19 protein-coding genes are annotated in these 21,637 nt (G+C 68.0%); 11 read left to right on the plus strand and 8 right to left on the minus strand.

What is annotated here, in order from left to right; translation table 11 throughout:
• Window positions 1–434: 434 nt before the first annotated feature.
• From PLE19_06835 to PLE19_06845, 3 genes are all read right to left on the minus strand, one after another.
• The gene (locus tag PLE19_06835; protein HPD14644.1) at window positions 435–842 is read right to left on the minus strand and encodes an Hsp20/alpha crystallin family protein; all 408 of its coding nucleotides are present in this window, start codon (window positions 840–842) and stop codon (window positions 435–437) included.
• Window positions 843–860: 18 nt separating this feature from the next.
• The gene (locus PLE19_06840; GenBank protein HPD14645.1) at window positions 861–1,310 is read right to left on the minus strand and encodes an Hsp20/alpha crystallin family protein; all 450 of its coding nucleotides are present in this window, start codon (window positions 1,308–1,310) and stop codon (window positions 861–863) included.
• A gap of 227 nt (window positions 1,311–1,537) precedes the next feature.
• Window positions 1,538–2,665, minus strand: a complete 1,128-nt coding sequence (locus PLE19_06845) for a glycoside hydrolase family 99-like domain-containing protein (protein HPD14646.1) — start codon at window positions 2,663–2,665, stop codon at window positions 1,538–1,540.
• A gap of 158 nt (window positions 2,666–2,823) precedes the next feature.
• Here PLE19_06845 and PLE19_06850 point away from each other — a divergent pair, with 158 nt between their 5' ends.
• From PLE19_06850 to PLE19_06895, 10 genes are all read left to right on the plus strand, one after another.
• Window positions 2,824–3,450: a ThuA domain-containing protein gene (locus tag PLE19_06850; GenBank protein HPD14647.1), complete on the plus strand. Its 627-nt coding sequence runs from the start codon at window positions 2,824–2,826 to the stop codon at window positions 3,448–3,450.
• 27 nt (window positions 3,451–3,477) lie between these two features.
• Window positions 3,478–3,918 carry an ATP-binding protein gene (locus PLE19_06855; protein ID HPD14648.1) on the plus strand — a complete coding sequence of 147 codons (441 nt, stop codon included), beginning with the start codon at window positions 3,478–3,480 and terminating at the stop codon, window positions 3,916–3,918.
• Between the two features lie 18 nt (window positions 3,919–3,936).
• Window positions 3,937–5,202 carry an ATP-binding protein gene (locus tag PLE19_06860; protein ID HPD14649.1) on the plus strand — a complete coding sequence of 422 codons (1,266 nt, stop codon included), beginning with the start codon at window positions 3,937–3,939 and terminating at the stop codon, window positions 5,200–5,202.
• A 154-nt stretch (window positions 5,203–5,356) separates the two neighbouring features.
• A complete protein-coding gene (locus tag PLE19_06865; GenBank protein HPD14650.1) occupies window positions 5,357–6,331 on the plus strand; it encodes an acetylxylan esterase in 975 nt (324 codons plus the stop codon).
• Between the two features lie 78 nt (window positions 6,332–6,409).
• Window positions 6,410–7,864, plus strand: a complete 1,455-nt coding sequence (locus PLE19_06870; GenBank protein ID HPD14651.1) for a PEP-CTERM sorting domain-containing protein — start codon at window positions 6,410–6,412, stop codon at window positions 7,862–7,864.
• A gap of 64 nt (window positions 7,865–7,928) precedes the next feature.
• Entirely contained in the window at window positions 7,929–9,236 is a 1,308-nt protein-coding gene (locus PLE19_06875; GenBank protein ID HPD14652.1) for a DNA methyltransferase, read from the plus strand.
• A gap of 49 nt (window positions 9,237–9,285) precedes the next feature.
• Complete coding sequence (locus tag PLE19_06880; GenBank protein ID HPD14653.1) at window positions 9,286–9,915, plus strand: DUF1080 domain-containing protein; 630 nt, start codon at window positions 9,286–9,288, stop codon at window positions 9,913–9,915.
• A 185-nt stretch (window positions 9,916–10,100) separates the two neighbouring features.
• A complete protein-coding gene (locus PLE19_06885) occupies window positions 10,101–11,084 on the plus strand; it encodes a hypothetical protein (protein ID HPD14654.1) in 984 nt (327 codons plus the stop codon).
• 62 nt (window positions 11,085–11,146) lie between these two features.
• Entirely contained in the window at window positions 11,147–14,605 is a 3,459-nt protein-coding gene (locus tag PLE19_06890; GenBank protein HPD14655.1) for a hypothetical protein, read from the plus strand.
• A 145-nt stretch (window positions 14,606–14,750) separates the two neighbouring features.
• Window positions 14,751–16,202: an L-fucose/L-arabinose isomerase family protein gene (locus PLE19_06895; GenBank protein HPD14656.1), complete on the plus strand. Its 1,452-nt coding sequence runs from the start codon at window positions 14,751–14,753 to the stop codon at window positions 16,200–16,202.
• Window positions 16,203–16,332: 130 nt separating this feature from the next.
• On the opposite strand, the gene PLE19_06900 is transcribed toward PLE19_06895, so the two are convergent.
• Window positions 16,333–17,442: a hypothetical protein gene (locus PLE19_06900; protein ID HPD14657.1), complete on the minus strand. Its 1,110-nt coding sequence runs from the start codon at window positions 17,440–17,442 to the stop codon at window positions 16,333–16,335.
• 738 nt (window positions 17,443–18,180) lie between these two features.
• Between PLE19_06900 and PLE19_06905 the strand changes: the two genes are divergently transcribed.
• Window positions 18,181–18,399 carry a DUF433 domain-containing protein gene (locus tag PLE19_06905; GenBank protein ID HPD14658.1) on the plus strand — a complete coding sequence of 73 codons (219 nt, stop codon included), beginning with the start codon at window positions 18,181–18,183 and terminating at the stop codon, window positions 18,397–18,399.
• A 132-nt stretch (window positions 18,400–18,531) separates the two neighbouring features.
• Here the strand turns inward: PLE19_06905 and PLE19_06910 are convergent, their stop codons facing one another.
• The 4 genes from PLE19_06910 to PLE19_06925 all read right to left on the minus strand — a co-directional run bounded on the left by PLE19_06910 (window position 18,532) and on the right by PLE19_06925 (window position 21,568).
• Window positions 18,532–18,735, minus strand: a complete 204-nt coding sequence (locus PLE19_06910; protein ID HPD14659.1) for a hypothetical protein — start codon at window positions 18,733–18,735, stop codon at window positions 18,532–18,534.
• Between the two features lie 166 nt (window positions 18,736–18,901).
• Window positions 18,902–19,132: a type II toxin-antitoxin system Phd/YefM family antitoxin gene (locus tag PLE19_06915; protein ID HPD14660.1), complete on the minus strand. Its 231-nt coding sequence runs from the start codon at window positions 19,130–19,132 to the stop codon at window positions 18,902–18,904.
• 11 nt (window positions 19,133–19,143) lie between these two features.
• On the minus strand, window positions 19,144–19,431 hold the full coding sequence (locus PLE19_06920) for a type II toxin-antitoxin system RelE/ParE family toxin (protein ID HPD14661.1): 288 nt from the start codon (window positions 19,429–19,431) through the stop codon (window positions 19,144–19,146).
• Between the two features lie 64 nt (window positions 19,432–19,495).
• Complete coding sequence (locus PLE19_06925; GenBank protein HPD14662.1) at window positions 19,496–21,568, minus strand: DUF5107 domain-containing protein; 2,073 nt, start codon at window positions 21,566–21,568, stop codon at window positions 19,496–19,498.
• Window positions 21,569–21,637: the final 69 nt, after the last annotated feature.

Here is a 21,637-nt window from a genome sequence, read left to right on the forward strand (position 1 = left end):
TTGCCCGTGCGACGCGGTGCCTGGCACTCGACGCTCGATGGAGTTGCAAGCATCGTAATGCCAATGCGTTATAACTGAATGAGGCGTTCTGGGGAGCCAAGTGGAGTCGGCGGAGCCGAGCGGCCCGGCGCGGCTCGTGCATGCTTGCTCACCCTTGAGGGGAGGAAGTGAGCAAGTATGGGTGGATGGGCGAGGATTGGCGATTCTCGCGGTTCCGGCCATACCGCGCCCGTCCGGGCGATGAGCGGGTATGAGCGGAGGGGCGAGAACGGGCGGTTCTCGTGGTTCCGGCCAGTCGGGGCCTCTCCTGGCGGTGAGCAGGTATGGGGGGAGGGGGACAGGGCCTCTGCCGCGTTGCAGCGCCGGGCATTGTGTGGAGAGGGTCCGGCCCGGGGCGCCAGGGAGCTCCCGGGCCGGATGGTGCAGAAGCGGGCTCAGTTGACCTTGATCTTGACCTTCTTGGGCTTGGCGGCCTCGACCTTGGGCAGGGCGAGGCGCAGGACGCCGTCCTTCACGGTCGCCTCGATCTTCTCGGTGTCAATGAGTTCGGACACGGTGAAGGCCCGCTCGTAGTTGCCCTGGCGATACTCGCAGTAGGTGAGCTCGTGGTCGGGCACGGCCTCGGGGGCGACGCGGCCGGTGACGGTGAGCACGCCGTCCTCGACCCGCACGTCCACGGCGCCCTCGTCGCAACCGGGGAGGTCCACGAGGAGCACGGCGCCGTGGTCGGTCTCGTAGATGTCGGCGGCGGGGGCGAAGACGGGCGTCCTCTCGGCGCGCTCGGCCTCGATGGGCTGTGTCTGGGCCGCCTGCTTCTGGAGTTCCTTGCTGTCGGGTGCCATGGGGGTGTCCCTCCTTTCTCAGTTGCTCGCCTTGACGGCGATTTGCTTGGGCTTGTCGGCTTCGAGCCGGGGGAGACGGATGCGGAGCACGCCCTTGGCGTAGGTGGCCTCGACCTTCTCGGGCTCGACGCGATAGGGGAGCTGAATGGTTCGGGTGAAGCTGCCGGACTCGCGTTCGAGCTGGTTCACCACCTGGCCTTCCCTGGCCTCGACGGGTTCGCGGGTGCCGCTGAGGGTGAGGGTGTCGCCCACGACCGAGATGTCGAGCTTGTCGGGCGCCACGCCCGGCAGCTCAGCGGTCACGACGGTGTCGTCGCGGCCGGTCCACACGTTGACGGGCGGCCAGACGCGCGCGGCGGTGGCGGGCATGAGGCCCGAGAAGAGGCGGTGCATGTCGCGCTCGAGGCGCTGCATCTCGCGCAGGGGCTCCCACGGCCACAGGTCTCGCACTCTCCTTGGCCACAGCATGTTCATCCCTCCTTGTGCTAGGGGTTGCGTCGAGCGGCCACCGTAGCCGCTCGCTCTTTCTCGTCGGCCTGAAATCGCCAAAGCAACGAGTGTGCCAACAGACTGACCCCGAGGAGGGCCTGCTTTCTAAGTGTATACTCTAGAGCGACTTGTGTAATATGGCGCTCGATGCGTAGCAGATCGGGGCAGTGCACCGGGACGGCGTCGGCTGCCAAAATGGCAGGCCCCTAGCGGGGGAACGTGGCTCGCAGGGCCTCGAGGTAGGCCGTGCCCGTGCGCTCCTCGGGCAGCAGGTAGCTGCCCTCGGTCCACTCGTTCCAGGCGTTGAGCATCACGGCGAAGGGCTTGGCGGGGTCGGCCTCGATGTGGCGGCGGGCGTCGGCGCAGAGCTGGCCATAGAGCTCGGGCGTGTTGCCCACGACGAGGGACATGTACGGGTAGTCGTGCCGCCCGGTGGCGGGGGAGGGCGGGAAGGGCCAAGGCAGGTCGGCGACGCAGCGGGGCGTGACGTCCCAGCCCATCGAGACGACGGGCAGGTGGGGCAGGGGGGCGGCGCTCAGGCGCTGCCACGAGGCGCGGTGGGCGGCCATCACGTCCTCGTAGCGGTCAAGGAGGTCGGGGCCGGCCTTGCCCGACGAGTTCACCACGTAGGTGGTCGTGCTGCGGAAGCCGGCCTCCTTGAGCATGGGCACGGGGTCGGGCGACCAGAGCATGGCGTTCCAGTGCAGGGGCGGCAGGCCGGCGGCGCGGAGCTTGCGGTCCATCTTGGCCAGGAGCTTGCGCGTGGCCGGCGCCCCGCCCAGCTCGTTGACGAACTTGACGGGCTGGAAGACACTGTAGAAGAGGCGTCCGCCCACCTGCCAGTAGTTGGGCTGGGCGAAGTAGTGCTCGATCGAGTAGTCCATCACGCGCTCGAGGTCGCGGGCCGAGTGGCGGCTGGGGAGCCACATGTTCCACGGCTTGCCGAAGGGCGGGGGAAAGTAGTCGGCCCAATCGTGATTGGCCCACATGAGGGCGAACTTCAGGCGGCGCGCGGGGGTCTTGAGGAAGCCCTGTTCGAGCGCCTCCTCCATGATGCGCACGCCGCTGTACCAGTACCAGTCGAAGAGGAACACGTCAATGCCGTGGTCGGCGGCCAGGGTGGCCTCGCGGGCGGCCCAGGCGGGGTCGCTCTCGTCGAAGCAGCCCCATTCGGGGCGCAACGGCTGGCGATGGCCGGGGAAGCGCGGGATGGCGGACTTCACGAGTTCCCACTCGCACCAGCCCTCGCCCTTCCACGAGCTGGCGTGGTCGTAGTTGTGCCACAGCGGGCAGTAGATCGCCACCACCTCGGGTCGGCGCGCGGGTCTGGCCATCGGTTGCTCCTTGGGTTGAGGAACTGATCGTCGGCAGTCTATCGCAAAGTCTTCCGCGGTTCAATCGGCTTGATCCGGCCTTGCCGACATGGTATTGATAGGCCACTCGAGGCAACCGGGGCCTCGGTGTCTCAGGGCAATCTTTCGAGGACGACGCTGTGGCGAAGCTGAAGACGCTGGTGTACTCGGGCGGCGAGATTCACGACTGGAAGGGCTGCGGCGACGCGATCCAGGCGGCGCTCGAGGCCGCAGGGCAGTTCGAGATCACGCGGGTGAACAACGACCTCGACTGCCTGGTCGCCCCGAACCTCGACCCCTACGATGTCATCGTCTTCTACCACACGGTCGGCTCGATCACCGAGCCGCAGCTCAAGGGCCTGCTCAAGTTCGTCGAGGGCGGCAAGGGCTACGTGGGCATCCACTCGGCGGCCGACTCGTTCCGCGAGTGCTCGACCTATCGCTACTTCGTCGGCGGCTACTTCGTCACTCACCCGCGCTATCGCCAGTACCAGGTGAGCGTGGTGGACACGACCCACCCGATCACGAAGGACATCGAGGAGTTCTTCGTCACCGACGAGCAATACATCACGGGCTACGACCCGAACAACAACATCCTGGCCACGGCCCTCTGGCGCGGCAAGACGGTGCCCGTCGTGTGGACGAAGGGCCACGGCAAGGGCCGCGTCGCCTACATCGCCCTCGGCCACAACGCCGAGAGCTGCCGCGACGAGACGTTCAAGACCCTGCTCGCCCGCGCCACCGTGTGGGCCGCGGCAAGGGCGTGACAATGGGGGAAAGCAGGACATTCGCGCATGAGCGCTCCGACGAACTCGGAACTCCTGGCCCTACTGGACTGCCTTGAGACAGTCCCTGCAGATGACCTTGAGACCGTCTGGCTAGAGTTCAAGCCGTGGGGGGATCCAAAGGACTGCATGAGGATTGCGTCAGAGTACGCCATCTGCATGGCGAACTCCGAAGGCGGAGTGATTGTGTTCGGCGTGGCGGACCGCACACGGGGGCGCACCGCCGCTATCCATGGGGCTCAAGGCTACGTTCTGGACACGTGGCGCCGAGGCATCTACGACTCCACGACACCGAGCCTCGTCGTCCAGGTTGAGGAACTCCGCGTGCCAGAAGGCACAGGGCGGTTGCTCGTCGTCCGCGTCCCCAAGGGGGCCGACCCGCCATACGGCACGAGCCAAGGTGTGTTCCGCAGACGGGTGGGCAAGAACTGCATGCCAATGGACGCCTAGGCTTTTGCGAAAGGCAAGGTGGCCTCTGGCGCGCTGGACTGGAGCGGGGAAGCGGCGGAGGGGGTCGGGATTGCGGAACTGGACCCTGTGGAGATCGCCAGGGCCCGTGGCATACTGCGGCGGATGGACGCTTCATCAGAACTGCTGCGGCTCGACGATCGGGCGCTCCTTGCCGGTCTGGGCGCGGTACGCGGCGACCGTGTGACCCACACCGGACTTCTGCTCTACGGCCGCGAGGAGGTGCTCTCGGCCGTCTGCCCGCAGCATCAGGTGCATTACGTGCACCAGGTCTCCGACACACAACTCGCTCGGAACGACGCCTATCGGATGGGGCTCCTGAATGTCCTGGAGCGCCTTGAGCAGGCATTCTCGGGGCCCGCCAACCCTGAGCAGGAACTCGAGATTGGCTTCTTCAAGCTGCGCGTTCCCGCGTTCCCGTTGGAGGTCGTGCGCGAAGCCCTGCTCAACGCAGTCACCCACAGGGACTATTCTGATCCCGGCGAGGTCCTGGTCCGCCACACGCCGCGTGAGCTCGTCGTGACGAGCCCGGAGGGATTCCTGGCCAATATCACGCCGAGCAACATCCTCCGCGCCGAGCCGGTAAGCCGGAACGGAACCCTTGCGCAGGCCCTCCAGCGACTTCGGCTCGTGGAGCGCGCAGGGATCGGGCGCCATCGCATATTCATCCCCACGCTCTCCTATGGCAAGCGCACACCCGAGTATGAGACAGACGGTACTCGGGTGACATTGCGCATCTTCGATGGCGGGTTCGACGAGCGCATGGCCCGCCTCGTCGCCAAGTGGCGCAACGAAGGCAGGGACATCGGCCTTGATGTCCTCCTCATCCTCTCCTTTCTGCGGGAGAACGCATTTGTTGATACACCGTCGGCATCTCGGCTCTTGCAGCTATCCCGGGACGCAGCGCGGGCCGTCCTCGACCAGTTGGCGCAGCCGCGTGCCGGGATTCTGGAAAGGCGCGGTAGGACGAAGGCCGCCACCTACCATCTGGCAAAGGGGGTCGCCAAGGACCTCCTTGGAAAAGCCGCCTACACAAAGACGCGGGGGCTGAACCCAATCCGCTACGCTGAGATGGTGAAAGCGTACCTGGACGATCACGGCTCGATAACGCCTCAGGAGTGCCGTGAGCTACTTGGACTCGGCGAGTCACAGTCCGCCCGTGTCGAGGTCTCCCGGTACCTGACGCAGTGGTCCCAGAAAGGGGGCTTCCTCCGTCGAGACGGCAAGCCACCCAAGGTTCGCTATCACCCGGCCACGGAGCGTTAGCACGAGCGTTAGCGCTGCACCCGCGCCATCGCGCGGCACAAGACATGGCCACAAGGTGCTGCCCACACGGCACTTAGGTCTTGGGTGTGTGTTAGCAGAGCGTTAGCAGTTGACTGCGGCCGGCGTGGTCGCTCAGCTCTAAGGAGTTGCCCGAGTGAACAGTCTGGCGGTTTCTTTCCTCATTGTCGGCCTAGCCGCCATGTCTGGAGCCGCCCAGGTGCCCGCCAAGTTCGAGCTGCCCTTCACGGCCACGACGAAGGACCAGGCCCTCGCCTGGCAGAAGCAGGCGCGGGCACGGCTGCTCGACCTCGTCGAGCGGCAGACGACCCGCATCTCGACCGATGAGGTCGCCCTCGACGTCCGCTCGGGCGAGCCGAAGGACATGGGGGACTACACGCTCTACCCGCAGCGCTTCCGCGGCAGCAATCGCACGGGCGTCTTCTATCCCCTCCGCCTCGCCATCCCCAAGGGCAAAGGCCCCTTCCCCGCCATGCTGTGCCTCCACGGCCACGGGGGCAAGGCCGAAGAGGTCTTCGACCCCAAGACCATCTACCACGGCTTCGCCGACCGCTTCGCGCGTGGCGGCTACGTGGTCGCCGCCCCGTCGCTGCCCCACCACCAGTACGCGGCGATGGCGCTATGGGACCTGATGCGGTGCGTGGACATCCTGGCCGAGCGGCCCGAGGTGGACCCCAAGCGCATCGGCGTGGCCGGCCTCTCGATGGGCGGCGAGTGGACGATGTGGCTCGCCGCCTGCGACGAGCGCCTGCGCGTGGCCGTGGTCAGCGGCTGGATGTGCACCACCGAGGGCGTCTTCTCCGTGCCCAACTGCGCCTGCTGGTGCCTGCCCGGCTTCGTCGAGCTGATGGACGTGTGCGAGGCGCACCTCCTCATCGCGCCGCGTCCTCTGCTCTTCGAGAGCGCCGAGCAGGACGGCTGTTTCCCCATCCGCTACACACGGGAAGGCTACGCCCGCGTGCGGGCCGGCTACAAGGTCTTCGGCGCCGAGGAGAACGTGAAGCAGGACGTTTTTTCTGCTGGACACGAGTGGCATGGTCTGGTAGCATACGGCTTCGTTGACCAGGCCCTCGGCGGCCGCGCGGCGCAGCTCCCCCGGCCCGCGCCGTAGAAACACATGCCCAACTCCGGAGGTGTTGCCGCGATGTCGCGAACCCTTGGTGTCCGGGGACCGACTGGTGCCCTCGTCGTGACGCTCGCGCTGGTGGGAACGGCCCAAGCCACCCTGGTGTCTTACTGGCCCCTCAACGACGGGCCGGGCTCGAGCACCGCCGCCAACGCGGTGGCCGGCATGCCCACGGGCACACTGACGAACATTGACCCCTCGACCGACTGGGTGACGGGCTACAACGGCTCGGGCTACGCTCTCGACCTCGATGGCTCCAACGACTGGGTGAACCTGGGCACCAATGCGACGCTCGACGCGATTGATAACCCCCTCACCGCCAGCCTGTGGGCAAGGACCACCGCCGCCGGCGCCTGGTATCGCAGCCTGTTCTCCAAGTTCGGCGGCACGCCCTTCTGGGGCATTGGCTGGATCAACGCCAATTACCTCGGCTTCGTCATCCGCGGCACGGGCGGCGACTTCCGCCCCGACGGCCCGCAATACTGGGGCCTCGACGGCCAGTGGCACTTCCACCTGGGCCTCCGCGGCAACGGCAAGGTCACCTACTTTGGCGACGGCGAGGTGCTCGATACGCGTGCCGACAACGGCGTCTCGACCGTGAACACGGCGGTGATCAACCTCGGCTCCCACAACGCCAGCCAATTCGTCGCCGCCACCGTGGATGAGCCGGCCCTCTGGAACGAGGCCCTGAAGATGCGGCAGATCCTCGCCCTCGCCAGCGGCGCCTACACGCCGGCCACCCTGCCGCCCGCAAGCGCCTTCTCGCAGAACCCCATCGAGGCCGCAGGCCCGGCCGGCTACTGGCGCCTGGAAGAAACCATCGCCGGCGGCGGGGCCGGCGACTGGTCGGGCAACGACTACCACATGAATGGCTCGGCCACCGGCCTCACCAAGGCCATCCCCCGTCCGCTGTTCTACGACCCCAACAACCGCGCCATGGCTTTCGACGGCGCGAACGGCTACTTCACCACCGGCGCCGCCATCCTCTCCACCGACTTCGCGGGCGGCGGCGCCTACTCGGTGGAACTGTGGTTCAACGCCGCCACGCGCCACCAGGGCGACCTGCTCGCCTTCACCACCGCGGCGGGCCACGCCATCCTGCTCGAACTGGAGACCGACGGCCGCATCCGATTCCTCCACCGCTGGCCCGCCGGCGGCAGCGGGGGCACCGACCTCTATTCGACCACCCTCTACAGCACCGGCGCCTGGCACCACCTGGTGGCCGTGAAGGATGGGGCCGACATGAAGCTCTACATTGACAGCCTGCTCGACCCCGCCACGGCGAGCGACGCCTCGACCATCGCCGGCGCCCTGAGCCTCACCCTCGGGCGCATCACCCCCACGACGGCCGGGCGTTACTTCAACGGCATGCTCGACGAGATTGTGCTCTACAACCGCGCGCTCACCTACGACGAGATTCTCTACCACTTCACGGGCATCTTCGTCCCCGAGCCCACAGGCCTCGCCCTCCTGGGCCTCGGCGCGCTGGGCCTGCTGCGCCGCCGGCGCACGCATTGAAGCCCCGCGGCGTCTCCGCTATAATGCCTCCGTGCCGGCCCATCCCAGCCGGCGGAGACGCATCGTGAGCGACGACGTCCGCCCTGGCCCTGTCCGCACGCCCTTCTCGCAACTCGAGCCCCCCGCCCGCTCGACCATGGGCCTCACGGGCGCCGAGCGGCGGCGCATCTTCCTCGACGGCCGCGGCTTCGCCGGCCACCCCGACATCGAGAAGAACCTCCGCACCTTCGGCTGCGACCTGTCGCTCATCGAGTTCCCCGAGTGGCAGCGCACCAAACACGTCCACCGACTCCACCCCTACCTCGGCAAGTTCGTGCCCCAGCTCGTCGAGCTGTTCCTCCGCCGCTTCTTCCGGGCGGGCGACACGATCCTCGACCCCTTCGGCGGCTCGGGCACCACGCTCGTCGAGGCCAACGCCCTGGGCATCCACGCCCTCGGCATCGAGCTGTCGCCCTTCAACTGCCTGATCATCGGGGCCAAGACGCGACGGCACGACCTCGCCCTGCTGCGCCGCGAGACCCGCGACGCCCTCGAACGCCTGGAGGCATTCGCCGAGGCGCGGTCGGCCACGGGCCTCTTGCCCTTCGACGGAGCCAACGAGCCATCGGAGACGCTGGCGGGCGACAGCGAGTACCTGAGCACCTGGTTCGCCCCGCAGGCGCTTCAGGAGCTGCTCTTCTATCGCAGCCTCATCGCCGACTATGCGAGCCGGGATGTGATGCGGATCATCCTGAGCCGCGCGGCGCGCTCGTGCCGCCTCATCCCGCACTTCGACCTGGCGCGGCCCAAGGCGCCGCTCAAGGTCGGCGAGCAATACTACTGCGTCAAGCACCGCCGCCTGTGCGAGCCGATCGCCGAGGCGCGCAAGTTCCTCCGCCGCTACTCCGCCGACACGGTGCGGCGGCTCGAGGAGTTCGAGAAGCTCCGCTCCGACGCCGCGGTCACGGTGCTCGAGGGCGACGCCCGCACCACGCCCCTGCCCGAGGGCGTGCGGCTCGACGGCGTGTTCACCTCGCCGCCGTACGTGGGGATGATTGACTACCACGAGCAGCACCGCTATGCTTACGAGCTGTTCCCGGAACTCGAGCGACGCGACGAGCAGGAGATCGGCCCGATGTCGCTCGGCAAGGGCAAGAAGGCGCAGCGCGCCTACCAGGCCGACATGGCGGCGGTCTTCCGCCACATCCGGCCCTGGCTGAAGCCCGAGGCCAAGCTGTTCGTCGTGGCCAACGACCGCCACGGCCTCTATCCCGCCATCGGCGAGATGGCCGGGCTGAGGCTTGTAGATACGTTCCACCGCCCCGTGCCCATGCGCACGGAGCGTGACACGACGACCTACTTCGAAAGCATCTTCTGGTTTGAGTTGGCGTGAAGAGGGGCGCCCGCGAAACACGCGAACAGACGCGAAAGAGGAAAGGAGAATGAGAGTGACGAAAGCACTGGTGTTCGGGCTGGCCGTGTTGGGCGCGGCAGCCGCCTTTGCCGCCGAGGCCGAAGAGGGGTTCACGCCGATCTTCAACGGCAAGGACCTCACGGGCTGGGAGGGCGATGCCAAGCTGTGGCTGGTCGAGGACGGCACCCTCATCGGCCGCTCGCCCGGCATCACGTACAACGACTTCCTGGCGACCACGAAGTCCTACGGCGACTTCATCCTGCGCTTCCAGGTGAAGCTGGTCGAGAACAAGGGCAACAGCGGCGTGCAGTTCCGCTCGAAGCGCGTGCCGCCGCCCAGCCACGAGGTGTCGGGCTACCAGGCCGATATCGCGCCCGGCTGGTGGGGCAAGCTCTACGACGAGGCCCGCCGCAACAAGGTGCTCGCCGGCCCGCCCGACGAGCTGCTCAAGAAGGCCCTCAAGGTCGGCGACTGGAACGACTACGAGGTCGAGGCCATCGGCAACAAGGTCAAGCTCTCGATCAACGGCGTCGTGACCGTGGACTACGCGGAACCCGACGAGAAGATCGCGCGCGAGGGGATCATCGCCGTGCAGATTCACTCCGGCGGCCCGATGGAGGTGCAGTTCCGCAACCTGCGGATCAAAGAGGTGAAGTAGCTGCGAGCCACGAGCGCCGAGCGAAAGGCGGGGGCTGTCATTCCGAGCTTGTCGAGGAACCTTTCAGGGGCTTGACGCACGCGTAGTGGGTACACCGCGATGGTGCGCCAAGCCCCTGAAAGATCGTTCGACCAGCTCACGATGACAGAGGAGGCAGCAGGTCGCTCTTTCAGGTGCAGCCAGGCATGGCGTTGGACCCGATCAGCCCCGAAGACACGGCCTCCGCCGCCCAGGTGGCGCGTTCCGCGCGCACGGTGGCCGCGTGGCTCTTCGCCAACGTCACCGTGGGCGCCTTCGGCGTGTGGGCCGTGGGCGAGCTGTTCCGCGACGCCTTCAGCCTCACGGGGCTGTGCTTCATCATCCCGTCGTCGTTCGCCAGCGCGGCCCTGCTGGTGGCGGCCCTGCTGGCCTACGCGTGCGGCTGCCGCCGGGTGGCGGGCGCCGCGGCGCTGCTCTGGCTCCTGCCCACCTTCTGGCTCCTCTTCGTCGAGAACCAGTGGATTCGCCCGCGCCCGCGCGGCGACGCGCGCGCCGCGCTGCGCCTCGTGCACTGGAACGTGGGGCCGGTGATGGACCACTGGGAGCCCATTGCACAGGCCCTCGCGCCGATGGGGGCCGACGCCTACGTGCTCTCGGAGATCGTCCGCCCCGAGGTCTCGAACGCCGTGGCCAAGGCCCTGGGCGAGGACTTCACGGTCTGCCACGTGCGGCAGATCGCCGTCCTCGCGCGCGGCGCGCTCAAGCTGGCGCGGCCCGACGAGCGCATGCCCAGCCGCGCCTACCTGATCGAATGGCAATCGGCGCGCGGGCCCCTCTCGCTCCTGGCCGTGGACCTGCCCAGCCGGCCCTTCTATTCGCGCGCCCCGTGGCTGCGCCAGGTCTACGACCGCATCGCCTTTCTCAAGCCCGACCTGGTGGTGGGCGACTTCAACGCGCGGCGCCGCGCCCACTGGCTCGGCCATCTGCCCAAAGGCTACGCCCACGCCTACGACGAGGCCGGCGTCGGCTGGTGCTACTCGTGGCCCGACGGCTTCCCGCTCTGGGACATTGACCAGTGCATCCTCGGCCCGCGCATCCGCCCGATCCGCTACGACCTCGTGAGCACGGGCGTGAGCGACCACCGGCTTCAGTGCCTCGAGTTCTCCCTGGCCCAGCCGTCGGGAGAGTGAGGAGCCGGCGCCGTGACTTGTCATTCCGAGCTTGTCGAGGAACCCTTCAGGGGCTCGCAGCCATGACGAGGGCTGGCGCTCGCATCGCGGCAGCAAGCCCCTGGAAGGTCGTTCGACAGGCTCACGATGACACCTTCATGGGGCTGCTCGCTATCACCGGCGCTTCTGGGAGCTTCCCGTTGGCTGCGCTGCGCCCAATCTGGCTCGCCCTGCTGGCCGTCTCGTCGCTCCTTGCGGCAGAGCAGCCGTTCCCGGCTTGCTTTGAGGGCGAGCCGGCCGATTCCCTCATCCGCCAGCTCGAGCCGCCCGCGGCGCCGCCCAAGCTGCCCGAGGGACTCGTTCTCCGCCAGGAGACCCGCTGGCTGCCCGAACTCGGCTTCGCCCTCATCCAGAGCACCGTCGTCAACCAGGGCAACGCCCCCGCGAAGCTCGACCGCGTGACCGTCGCCGACTGGGCATTTCGCGTCGCCGCGCCGGGCGACGCCGCCTACAGGCTCCTCTCCTACCGCGAGGACGCCTGGTACGGCTCGACCTACTGGACCGGCCCCGACTGGACGCGGGTGGGCAAGGACTGGCAGCACCCCGGCGAGAACACCCCGAGCGTCCGCCGCTTCACCTGTCCCCGCGACGGCAAGGTCACCGTCGCCGGCCGCGTCGCCAAGGCCCACGTGGACCCCAAGACCGACGGCGTCCGCGTGAGCATTCGGCACGGCGACAAGATCGTGTGGCAGGCCGAGCTCGACGGCGGCGACGCCAAGGGCCTCGAGCCGAGCCTGACCCTCGACGTCCGCAGAGGCGACGCCATCCGCTTCGTTGTCCACAAGCGCGGCCAGATCTTCTGCGACACCACCCGCTGGGACCCCCTCGTCGCCTACGCCGACGGCGAGGCCTTCCTCGCCTCCAAGGGCTTCTCCACCACCCGCCAGGGCGAGGGCGGCTGGTCGTATGAGATGGAGGCCGGCCCGCAAGAGAAGGCGGGCCTGCCGGCGCTGCACGCATTCGACGCAAGTTTCGTGTTGCGCCACGAGGCACTAGCCGTCGGGCTGGCGGCTGGTTTCTCGGCGTCGGACGCCCTGCCGTTCTTCGTCCTGGCCGATGGACGGGATCAGAGCGGTGTCGTCATCGCAGTAACTCGGTCCGCCGCGTGGACGCTCGATTGTGTGATGCCTGGCGACGGTCGCCTCGTCATCGAGGTGGACGACCTGAGCCGGCCCTCCCTGAAGGCAGGCGAATCCGCGCCGCTGCCGCGGTTGGCCATCGGCGCCTACCGCGGGCCGTGGACCGCGGGCGTGCCCGCACTGCAACGCTTGGTGGATGAGGAAGCTCCTGAGCTCAGGAAGCAACTCGCCGATGTCTTTGACGTACACATTGGCTCCGGCGGCCCGCCCGACCTGGCTCTCTGGGCAATGATGCAGGACGACTGGTTCGCGAAGGAGAAGAAGCCAATTCCCCGCAGGCTGGCCGGGGCGTCACTCGTGGGAGCCTGGTGGGCGAAGCGCCAGACCATGCTCGCAGATGCGCCGCCGCGCGCCCCGCTCCTCTTCGTCAAGCGCGTGCCCACCTCGTACAGCCATCTCGTGATGCAGTACTTCGGCTGGCGGGCGAGGCCGGGCGGCGGAATCTTCGCGCTCGAGAGACCGGGGCACTCGCTCAAGACCCGTCGTCTCTTCGATGCCGCGACCGGCAACGTGCTGGAGCCGCGGGTGTCCTACGATGCGAAGCGCGTCGTCTTCTCCTACTCGAAGTGCACGAAGGAAGACCCCTTCTACCACATCTTCGAGATGAACGTGGATGGGACTGGCCTGCGGCAACTGACGAGCGGGGAGTTCGAGGACCTGATGCCGTGCTACCTGCCCGACGGCGGCATCGTGTTCTCCTCGACCCGCCGCAAGGGCCACGCCCGCTGCTTCGGAGGCCAGTTCGGCCCGCGCTGGCACGTCTACACGCTCCACCGCATGGACGCCGACGGCTCGAACATCCGAACCCTGTCGTTCCACGAGACCAACGAGTGGTTCCCCGCCGTCGCCCCAAGCGGCCACATTCTCTACAGCCGTTGGGACTACGTGGACCGCCATCCCGTGCTGCACCAGAACCTGTGGGCCTGCCGCCCCGACGGCACGAATCCCGTCGCCCTCTGGGGCAACCACACCGAGACGCCGCACTGCACGTTTCAGCTTCAGCCGATCCCTGGCACCACCAAGGTCGTCTTCACCGCCTCGGCCCACCACTCGATCACGGGCGGCTCGATTGCCATCGTGGACACGCGCCTCGGCAACAACGGCGAGCACGCGCTCACCCGCATCACCCCCGAGGTCAAGTTCCCCGAAGCCGAAGGCGGGATCGCGGAGTACTACGACTCGCCGTGGCCGCTCTCCGAGGACTACTTCCTCGTCGGCTACAGCCCCAAGCCGCTCGTCATGGAGCCGGGGGCCAACGACGCCGCCGCGCTGGGCATCTACCTGCTCGACCGCTGGGGCAACCGCGAGCTGCTCTACCGCGACCCCGAGATCGGCAGCAGCAACCCCATCCCCATCGTCCCGCGTCCCGTCCCGCCCATCCTGCCTGACATCACTGTGGGCGGGACGTCCCTGTCCCGCGAAGATTCGCAGCGTGGGGACACGCCGCCCACAAGGGACATGCCGCCGATCGGCGAGATGGTGCTGCTGGATGTGTATGAGGGCCTGGGCGACGTGCCGCGCGGCACAGTCAAGGCGCTGCGCATCGTGCAGATTCTGCCCAAGACCACGCCCGTGGCCGACGACCCGCGCATCGGCCTCGCCGGGCAGGAGCCGGCCCGCGCCGTCCTGGGCACCGTGCCGGTCGAGCCCGACGGCTCGGCCCGCTTCGCGCTCCCCGCCCGCACGCCCGTCTACTTCCAGGCCCTCGACGCCGACGGCTTCGCCATCCAGTCCATGCGGTCCATCACCTACGTCCAGCCAGGGGAGACGACCACCTGCATCGGCTGCCACGAGCACAGGATGACAGCGCCGCCCAGCCGCATGGCGGCGGCGCTGCTCCGTCCGCCCTCGGCCATCGCCCCAGGCCCCGACGGCACAAGGCCCTTCTCCTACGTCCGCCTCGTCCAGCCCGTGCTCGACAAGCACTGCGTCCAGTGCCACTCTGTGGGCGGGGCCTCTGCGCCCCGCGTCGCCCCCAAGGGCCTCGACCTCACGGGCGCTCCTCACGACGGCTTCACGCGCAGCTACTGGTCGCTCTGCGGCGGCCTGAGCTTCTGGCACGGCGGCACCAACCCCAAGAACGCCGCCGAGGCCCTCGTGCCCCGCTACGGCGGCTGGAACCCCGTCCACCGCACCGAGCCGGGCGGAGCCTACGGCGCCCGCGGCAGCCGCCTGATGAAGGCCCTCCTCCAGTGCCCGGGCGCGGCCCGTCCGCCCGCCGAAGACCTCGCCCGCCTGGCCCTCTGGATTGACCTCAACGCCGTCTTCTACGGCGTCTACGACCCGGCGGCCCAGGCCCGCCAGCTCCGTGGCGAGGCGGTCGAGATGCCCGAGGTCCAGTGACCTCCGACCTCCCCCAGCCTCCCGCGGGTTTCGGAACCCGCGGGAGGTTCAGCCGCGGGAGGTCCGGCCACGCTTGCGCGCCGGACGGACGCCGCTATAATTGCCCGCGCGGGACCGCAGCAAACCCTATAGCAGGAGGCAACCTGTGCGAAAGCCCGAACCCCTCAAGCTCGGCGTGGCGCCCACGCGGCGCGTGATCTTCAGCATCGAAGAAGCCGCCCGCCAGAAGCGCCTCATCGAGTCCAAGCTCAAGGCCCTGGGCGTGGACATCGTGACCATTGATTCGGTGAACCCCGAGGGCCTCATCTTCAGCCGCAACCACGTGGAGCCCGCCCTCGAGGTCTTCCGCCGCGAAAAGGTGGACGCGCTGTTCATCCCCCACGTGAACTTCGGCACCGAGGACGCGACCGCGAGGCTGGCGCGCGACCTGGGCAAGCCCACGCTGCTGTGGGGCCCCCGCGACGCCGCGCCGTTGCCCGACGGCTCGCGCGACCGCGATACCCAGTGCGGCCTCTTCGCCACCAGCAAGATCCTCCGCCGCATGAACGTGCCCTTCTCCTACATCGTCAACTCGGCCCCCGACAGCACGGTCTTCGAGCGCGGCGTCACCAACTTCGTGGCGGCGGCCGCCGCCGTCAAGGCCTTCCGCCACGCGCGCATCGGCCAGGTGAGCACCCGCCCCGCCGCCTTCTGGACCATGATGATCAACGAAGGCGAACTCCTCGAGCGCTGGGGCATCGAGGTCGTGCCCGCCACCCTCAGCGACATCCTGCGCGCCGCCCAGAAGATGCTCGACGGCCAGGACCCCGCCCTCGCCCAGCAGGTGAAATGGATCCGCGACAACTTCGAGGTCGGCAGCGCGGACGAGGCCGATCTCGCCAAAGTCGCCGCCTTCAAGCTCGCCCTCGTCCACTGGGCCGACGAGGCCTGCCTCGACGGCATCGCCCTCCAGTGCTGGTCGGCCCTTCAGCAGGACTTCGGCATCTTCCCTTGCTTCGTCCACGGCCTGGTCACCGACGAGGCGGTGCCCGTGGCCTGCGAGACCGACATCCACGGCGCCCTTGCGTCGTTCATGGTCCAGGAGGCGGTCGGCCGCAAGACCGCCACCTTCTTCGCCGACCTCACCGTACGGCATCCCGCCGACGAGAACGCCGAGCTGCTGTGGCACTGCGGCCCCTTCCCGCCCAGCCTGGCCTGCGAGTGCGGCCAGCGCAAGCTCAGCGGCCACTACATGGCCGGCAAGAAGCCCCCGCTCGCCGTCGGCGAGTGGCAGGTCAGGGGCGGCCCCATCAGCGTCATCCGCTTCGACGGCGACCACGGCCAGTACAAGCTCTTCCTCGGCCACGGCGTGGGCACCGACGGGCCGTTCACCCGCGGCACCTACGTCTGGCTCAAGGTGGGCAACTGGCCGCTGTGGGAGGAGCGACTCATCCGCGGTCCCTACGTCCACCACGTCGTCTGCGTCCACGGCCGCGTCGCCCCGGCGCTCTACGAGGCCTGCCGCTTCCTGGGCATCGAGCCCGACTGCGTGGAGCCCACCGAGGCCGAAATCCAGGCCTGGCTCCGCGGCGAGCCCTGGCCGGGCGAGGCGAAGTGAAGCCGACTATCCCCCTCTCTCTCCCGAACGTCCCAATAGCACTACCCTCCCGAAGGTTCCAATACCTTCGGGAGGGTAGTGTGGTATGGTAGAGCGTGCATACTTGCACGCGGAAGAAGGCGGCGCGGCCTCACCTTCCCAGCCGCCACCCCTTCTCATCCGCCTCCAGCACGGTGTGGCCCTTGTAGCGGTCGGCGAGCTTGTGCATCTCCTCGATGCTGTCGAACCAGCCCACGATGTGCGCCGCGCTGAACACGTCGCCCGCCTTCGTCGGTCGCCCGTGTATCTCCTCGATCATCACGATGATCCCGCCGGGGCGCTGGCTGCACCACGCCTCGTACACCACGCTCGGCTCGAGCGTCAGCCCCGCCAGCCACGGGCCGTCCTTGCCCGTCGCCTTGTCCCGCAGGCGATAGGCCCGGATGAAGTGCTCGGGCGTCTTGTTCAGGTCGCGGCGGTAGCCGAACTTGAGATCGGGCGGGAACGGCGCGAAGAACTCGCTGGCCGGAATCCGCACCCCGTTCGGGCCGCCGAGGTAGCTCAGGTACATCTCGCTGAACGTGTCGCCCTTCTCGTGGCGCACGCAGCCCGGCACGTCGCCGCGGAGGAACATCTCGGGCGAATCGTTCACGCTCTCGATCCTGTCCATCAGCACAAAGAACCGCTCGCCCTTCGGGAACACAATGCGCTGCGTCCAGCGCGAGCCCGCCTTGCGGCCTGGGGCGGCGTACTCGTAGCGGTAGGTCGTCGTCACCGCGACGAAGTCCTTGCCGCGAATCACCTCGGGCTGCACCGGCTTCATTCGGTGGCAGAGCTGCGGCCCCTCCACCATCCGCTTGCGGTGGCTGCTCCCGTGCGCCATCAGCGCGTAGTTCCGCCGCGTCGGATCGGTCTCATTCGTAAACCAAGTATACCGCCCAACGCCATGCCCATCAGGGGCGATGACCTTCTCGCTCCACGCCTCATCGCTGCCGGCCTCCATCAGCCAGTCAATCACCATCAGCCCGTCGCCCGCCTCGCGGAAGCCCGTCGCCTTGTCCAGGAACGACCCCTTCTCGATCCCCGTCATCCAGTGCTTCGGGTTGTTCTTCGGGATCACCGCCTCCAGCCGATCGGTTTCGATCTTGATCGCCCGCTCATCTTCAATGACCTTCACCCATTCCGGCTCCTGCGCCATCACCGCGTCCACAATCGCCAACGCAATCGCCAGCCCCACCGACGCCTCTGCAAGGAAGACCATCGCAGCACTCCTTCGCCACCCTCCCGACGGCCCATCATGCCGAGACCCCGCCACCGGGTCAATTGCCCCTGGGTGCGACCCGGAATAGCAGGTGGCCCTGCTCCTGGGCAGCGGGTTCTATGTGGCACAGCCATCCTCGGCTGTGCTTGTGGGCGGGACGTCCCCGTCCCGCGGTCCGCGGCGTGGGGACACGCCGCCCACAATGTCCCCCACAGATGAGGGCGCTGGTGCCGTACGGTCGCCTACTTTCCCGGTTCGCGCCCATGGCCCCTCGTGCGGGCCGAGGAGGGCACGCGGGGGAACCAGGAGCAGGAGGCCGTGAGTGTCCGTAAACCATTGTGTGCCAGATCGTTGCGGCGTCCATGGGCCCGCATGCGCACGATCGGTCATTCTCCGCCACGTCGCGACACCCGCCCCGCCCGAGGCCGTGACCTCAGGCGAGCCAGGGGCAATCAGCGACTCAGTCTCCTTCACCCTGTACAATGACTTTGCCCCCCAAATCTGTTGGGTAAAATTATTCCGGCGCGCCCGCGAAATCTCCAACCCCTTGCCGCGCCTTCACATGCGGCGATCAGGTTCCTTCTACTCCTGGAGCCTGTTTCCCTGCCTCCCCGGCCCCGCTCCCTTCCCGGGTTCATCCCCGCCGCGCGGGCGGCAGCCCACGCTTGCATCCCGGCCCCCACGCGCTATGCTTACTGGTGGATGAGCTGAGGATACCGCAGGCGACGGGAGAAGGCGATGGACGAGAATAAGCTGCTTGAGCGCATCACGGTGAACCCCAGAATCTTCGGCGGCAAGCCGATCATCAGGGGCCGACGACTGGCCGTCGAACACGTCCTCGGCATGCTTGCGGCGGGCGACACGATCGAGACCCTCCTCGAAGGCTATCCGTGGCTGGAGCGTGAGGACGTGCTGGCCTGCCTCGCCTACGCGCACCCAAGCGAGACTGAGCCGTGACCGACGAGCCGGCTTGCCCCGTTGTAGCTGCGCTGAGCAGCTGCGCGCCACAGCCTTCCTTGGGCAATTCGGGCGACGCCTTACTCGACTCCGGAGCGTCATTGTTTGGCGAGGACGTTCAGTTCTGCGTCCTCAGGGCCTGAGTTTGCGCCTTGCCTCGGCAAGAGAGACGGTCGGCGCGGCGGCCTCCTTGGCCTTGGCCGCGCGGAGGGCGTGCAGGTCCTCGGAGGTCTCGAGCTTCTCCCCAAGCGCATTGAGTTCCCGCCGTGCGTCGTCGCGGGGCACGCAGCGCAGGTCCTTCACCGCACGCGGCTTGAGGTCCACCGTGTACCGCATGGCATCGGGATAGCATCGCAGAGTCGGTTAGTCAACCCGTGTCAGGCGCTCCCTGGTCCGCCCGAGGTCCTTGGTCGGTGGTCGCGGCGGTCGAGGCAGGTGTCGTAGGCGGGCCGCTCGATGGGAATCCAGTCGGTTCTCTCGATGCCGCGACGAGAGGGAGGACTCAGTCGGGAAGGTCGTCCAGGGAGACGAAACGGCCTTTGCGAATGTCCTTCCGCGCCCTGGCGATTCGGCGGAGGAACCGCTCGTCGTGCTCGAGCCGGTAGTCGAACCAGTCGTCCTCGTCGTGGAAGCCGATGACCAATGCGGCGGGGCGGCCGTGGCGGGTGATGAGCACGCCGTCCTTCTCGGCCTCTCGGATGATGCGGCAGATGTCGTTCTTGGCTTCCGCCATCGTGTGAGTCTTCATTGTGGTACCCCGTGCTCTTCAAGCCACTGCCCCGTCCGGGGCTTCTCGACAAAGCCCAGGACTTCGATGCGCTTGAGGGCTTCATTCACGTCGTAGAACACGCGCATCTCGTCCACGCGCAGGCGGTACTGGGGCTGGCGCAGGCCGCGAAGCCGCTTGATCCTGCTCTTGCCCTCGCGCGTCGGACCGGTTTCCAGATACTCCCGCATCGCCCGCTTGAGGGCAGAACGCCACCGGGCGTCCAGCTTCCTGAACTGCTCCTCCGCGGCACGCGCGACTACCACGGTGTATCTCATTCTGGGAATAGTATAGCCAGATTAGCTGCGCCGGTCAAGCAAAGATCGGTGACTACCTCTCCGCGCCGCGCAGCCACTGGAGTTCCCTCTCGGTCCAGGCGGGCATTGTGGCAGGCGCGCGGCCCAGGAGGGCGAGGGTGACGGGGTGGGAGGGATCGTGGTCGAGGAGGGCGTGGCCGACCAGTTTGGCCTCCATCGCCTGCCCCGCCGCAGACAAGGCAACCATGAGCATGTGCTTCGCGCGAGTGCTCTGGGGATAGGCTTCGGCGGCACGGCGGGCGAGGAATAAGGCCTCCTTCGGGTCATCGCGGAGGGTGAGGCGGGCGAGGTAAAGCGCGGCGGCGGGGGCGGGGACGGGACACTTGAGGGCGGAACGGTAATGCTCAGCCGCCTCGGCAGGCTTGCCTTGGCGCTCGAGGGCGAGGCCGAGGTAGAAGTGGGCGGTGGAGAGATATGAGGATTCGCGGGACGGGGACGTCCCGCCCACAATGCCGCCATCAGCCCGGCCCACAGTGTTATCCAGAGCCACGGCCTTGGTGAGGAGGTCAACGGCGGCAGCGAGGCTGGCCTCGCGGCGCCTGGCGGCGTGGGCATCGGCCTCGGGGCCGGGGTTCGGATAGGCGTGGCCGACGCGGACCTGTTCGTCCTTGAGATAGCAGCGGGCGAGGTCAATCATGAGCTTGGCCGAGTTGGGTTCCTGCTTGAGGGCGTCGGCGAAGCGGCGGATGGCGCCGTCGAGGAAGTGCCCGCGCCGGCGCCAGAGGGTCGAGTAGTCCTCGTCGTAGTAAGCGGCGTTGATGCCCCGCTGCCAGCGGGGCTTCTCGGGCATCTTCCACTGTTCCTGAGGCACGTCGTCGGCGCGGAGTTCGTAGGCGGCAAGGCGGGCGCCGTCGGGGCCGACGATCTCGAGCTCGACGTCGCCCGCGGGCGCGGCGACCTCGCGCCGCCAGGGCCGGGAGGGGTCGAGGTCGAAGACCTCGCGGAGCACCTCGCCGCGGCCGACCCGCAGGCTCAAGACGCAACCTGGAATGTGTCGCGTGCCGCAGACGCCCGCAAGCACTCGGCCGTCGGCCTGCCGCACGAGGTTGAGCGCGGCGTGGTCGTTGGCGAACACATAGCCGCCGATGCCCCAGACCTGATACCACGAATCGGCGGCACGGTAAGCGCTCAGTTCGGGCTGGTGCCCGGGGTCCTCCATCACCGCCGAGGTGGCCGTCCAGATCTCAAAGTGCTGGTAATAGCGCTCGGGCGAGACGGGGAGGGCCTGGGTCCACAGCTTCGCGGCGGGGAGCGTGGCGGGGTCGAAGATGCGGACCGCGCCGCGGTCGGCCCTGTGCTCGTAGCCGCCGTGGAAGCGCTCGCGGGGCATGAAGCCGAACTCGCTCAGATCGCCACGGCCGGGCGCCAGATTCCGTTGCCAGGAGAGGTCCACGCCGTTGCGGACGGGCCAGGGCACGAGGTCGGTGCGGCCGGCGTTGTAGCCGTGCTGGGCGACCCAGGGCGTGGGGAGGATGAACTGCGTGTCCATTGTCTTCGGGTGCATCGTGTCAATCCAGGCGGCGAGGCCCCAGCCGTAGGGATTGAGGTTCTCGAACTCGTATTCGAGGTCCACGCGGGCCACGCCCGGCCGCAGGAGGACGCGGAAGACGGCCCGCTGCATGGTGGGCGTGGAGGTGTGGCTCATCACGACGCCCGCCGTGCCATCGGGGCGCTCCACCCGCGCCCAGTCCCATCGGTCGTTGTAGGTGTTGCCGTGATGGAAGTAGGGGAAGTTCACCTCCACGCCGCCCAGGTTCCACGGGTGGCCGCCCTCGAAGTCGTCGGGGTGCGTTTCGAGGTAGGGATTGACGAAGAAGAGCTGGGACTTGGATGCCTTGTTGTAGACCTCGTAGAGCCGCCCACCGACCGAGGGTAGGACGGTGCAGCGGAGGTACTCGTTCTCGATGGTCACCGCGGGATAAGAGACGGGTTTGAACTCTTCGAGGCGTTCCTGCGGTGCCTTGTCCTTGAGCTTGAACGGCCCCGTGAGAATGCGGCGGGTGCCCTCGGCGACGCGCACCCCCTCGACGGCCTGGCAGGAGGCGCAGGCAGCGAGCAGCGCAGTGAGCAGTGTGAGCTTCCCCATCGCAGCGGTCTCCTTCGTCTTCCCGCCCGCCGATTATGGTTCAAGCCCCCACGGTGGTCAAGCCGCATT

The organism is Planctomycetota bacterium (assembly GCA_035384565.1).
GTDB lineage: Bacteria > Planctomycetota > PUPC01 > DSUN01 > DSUN01 > DAOOIT01.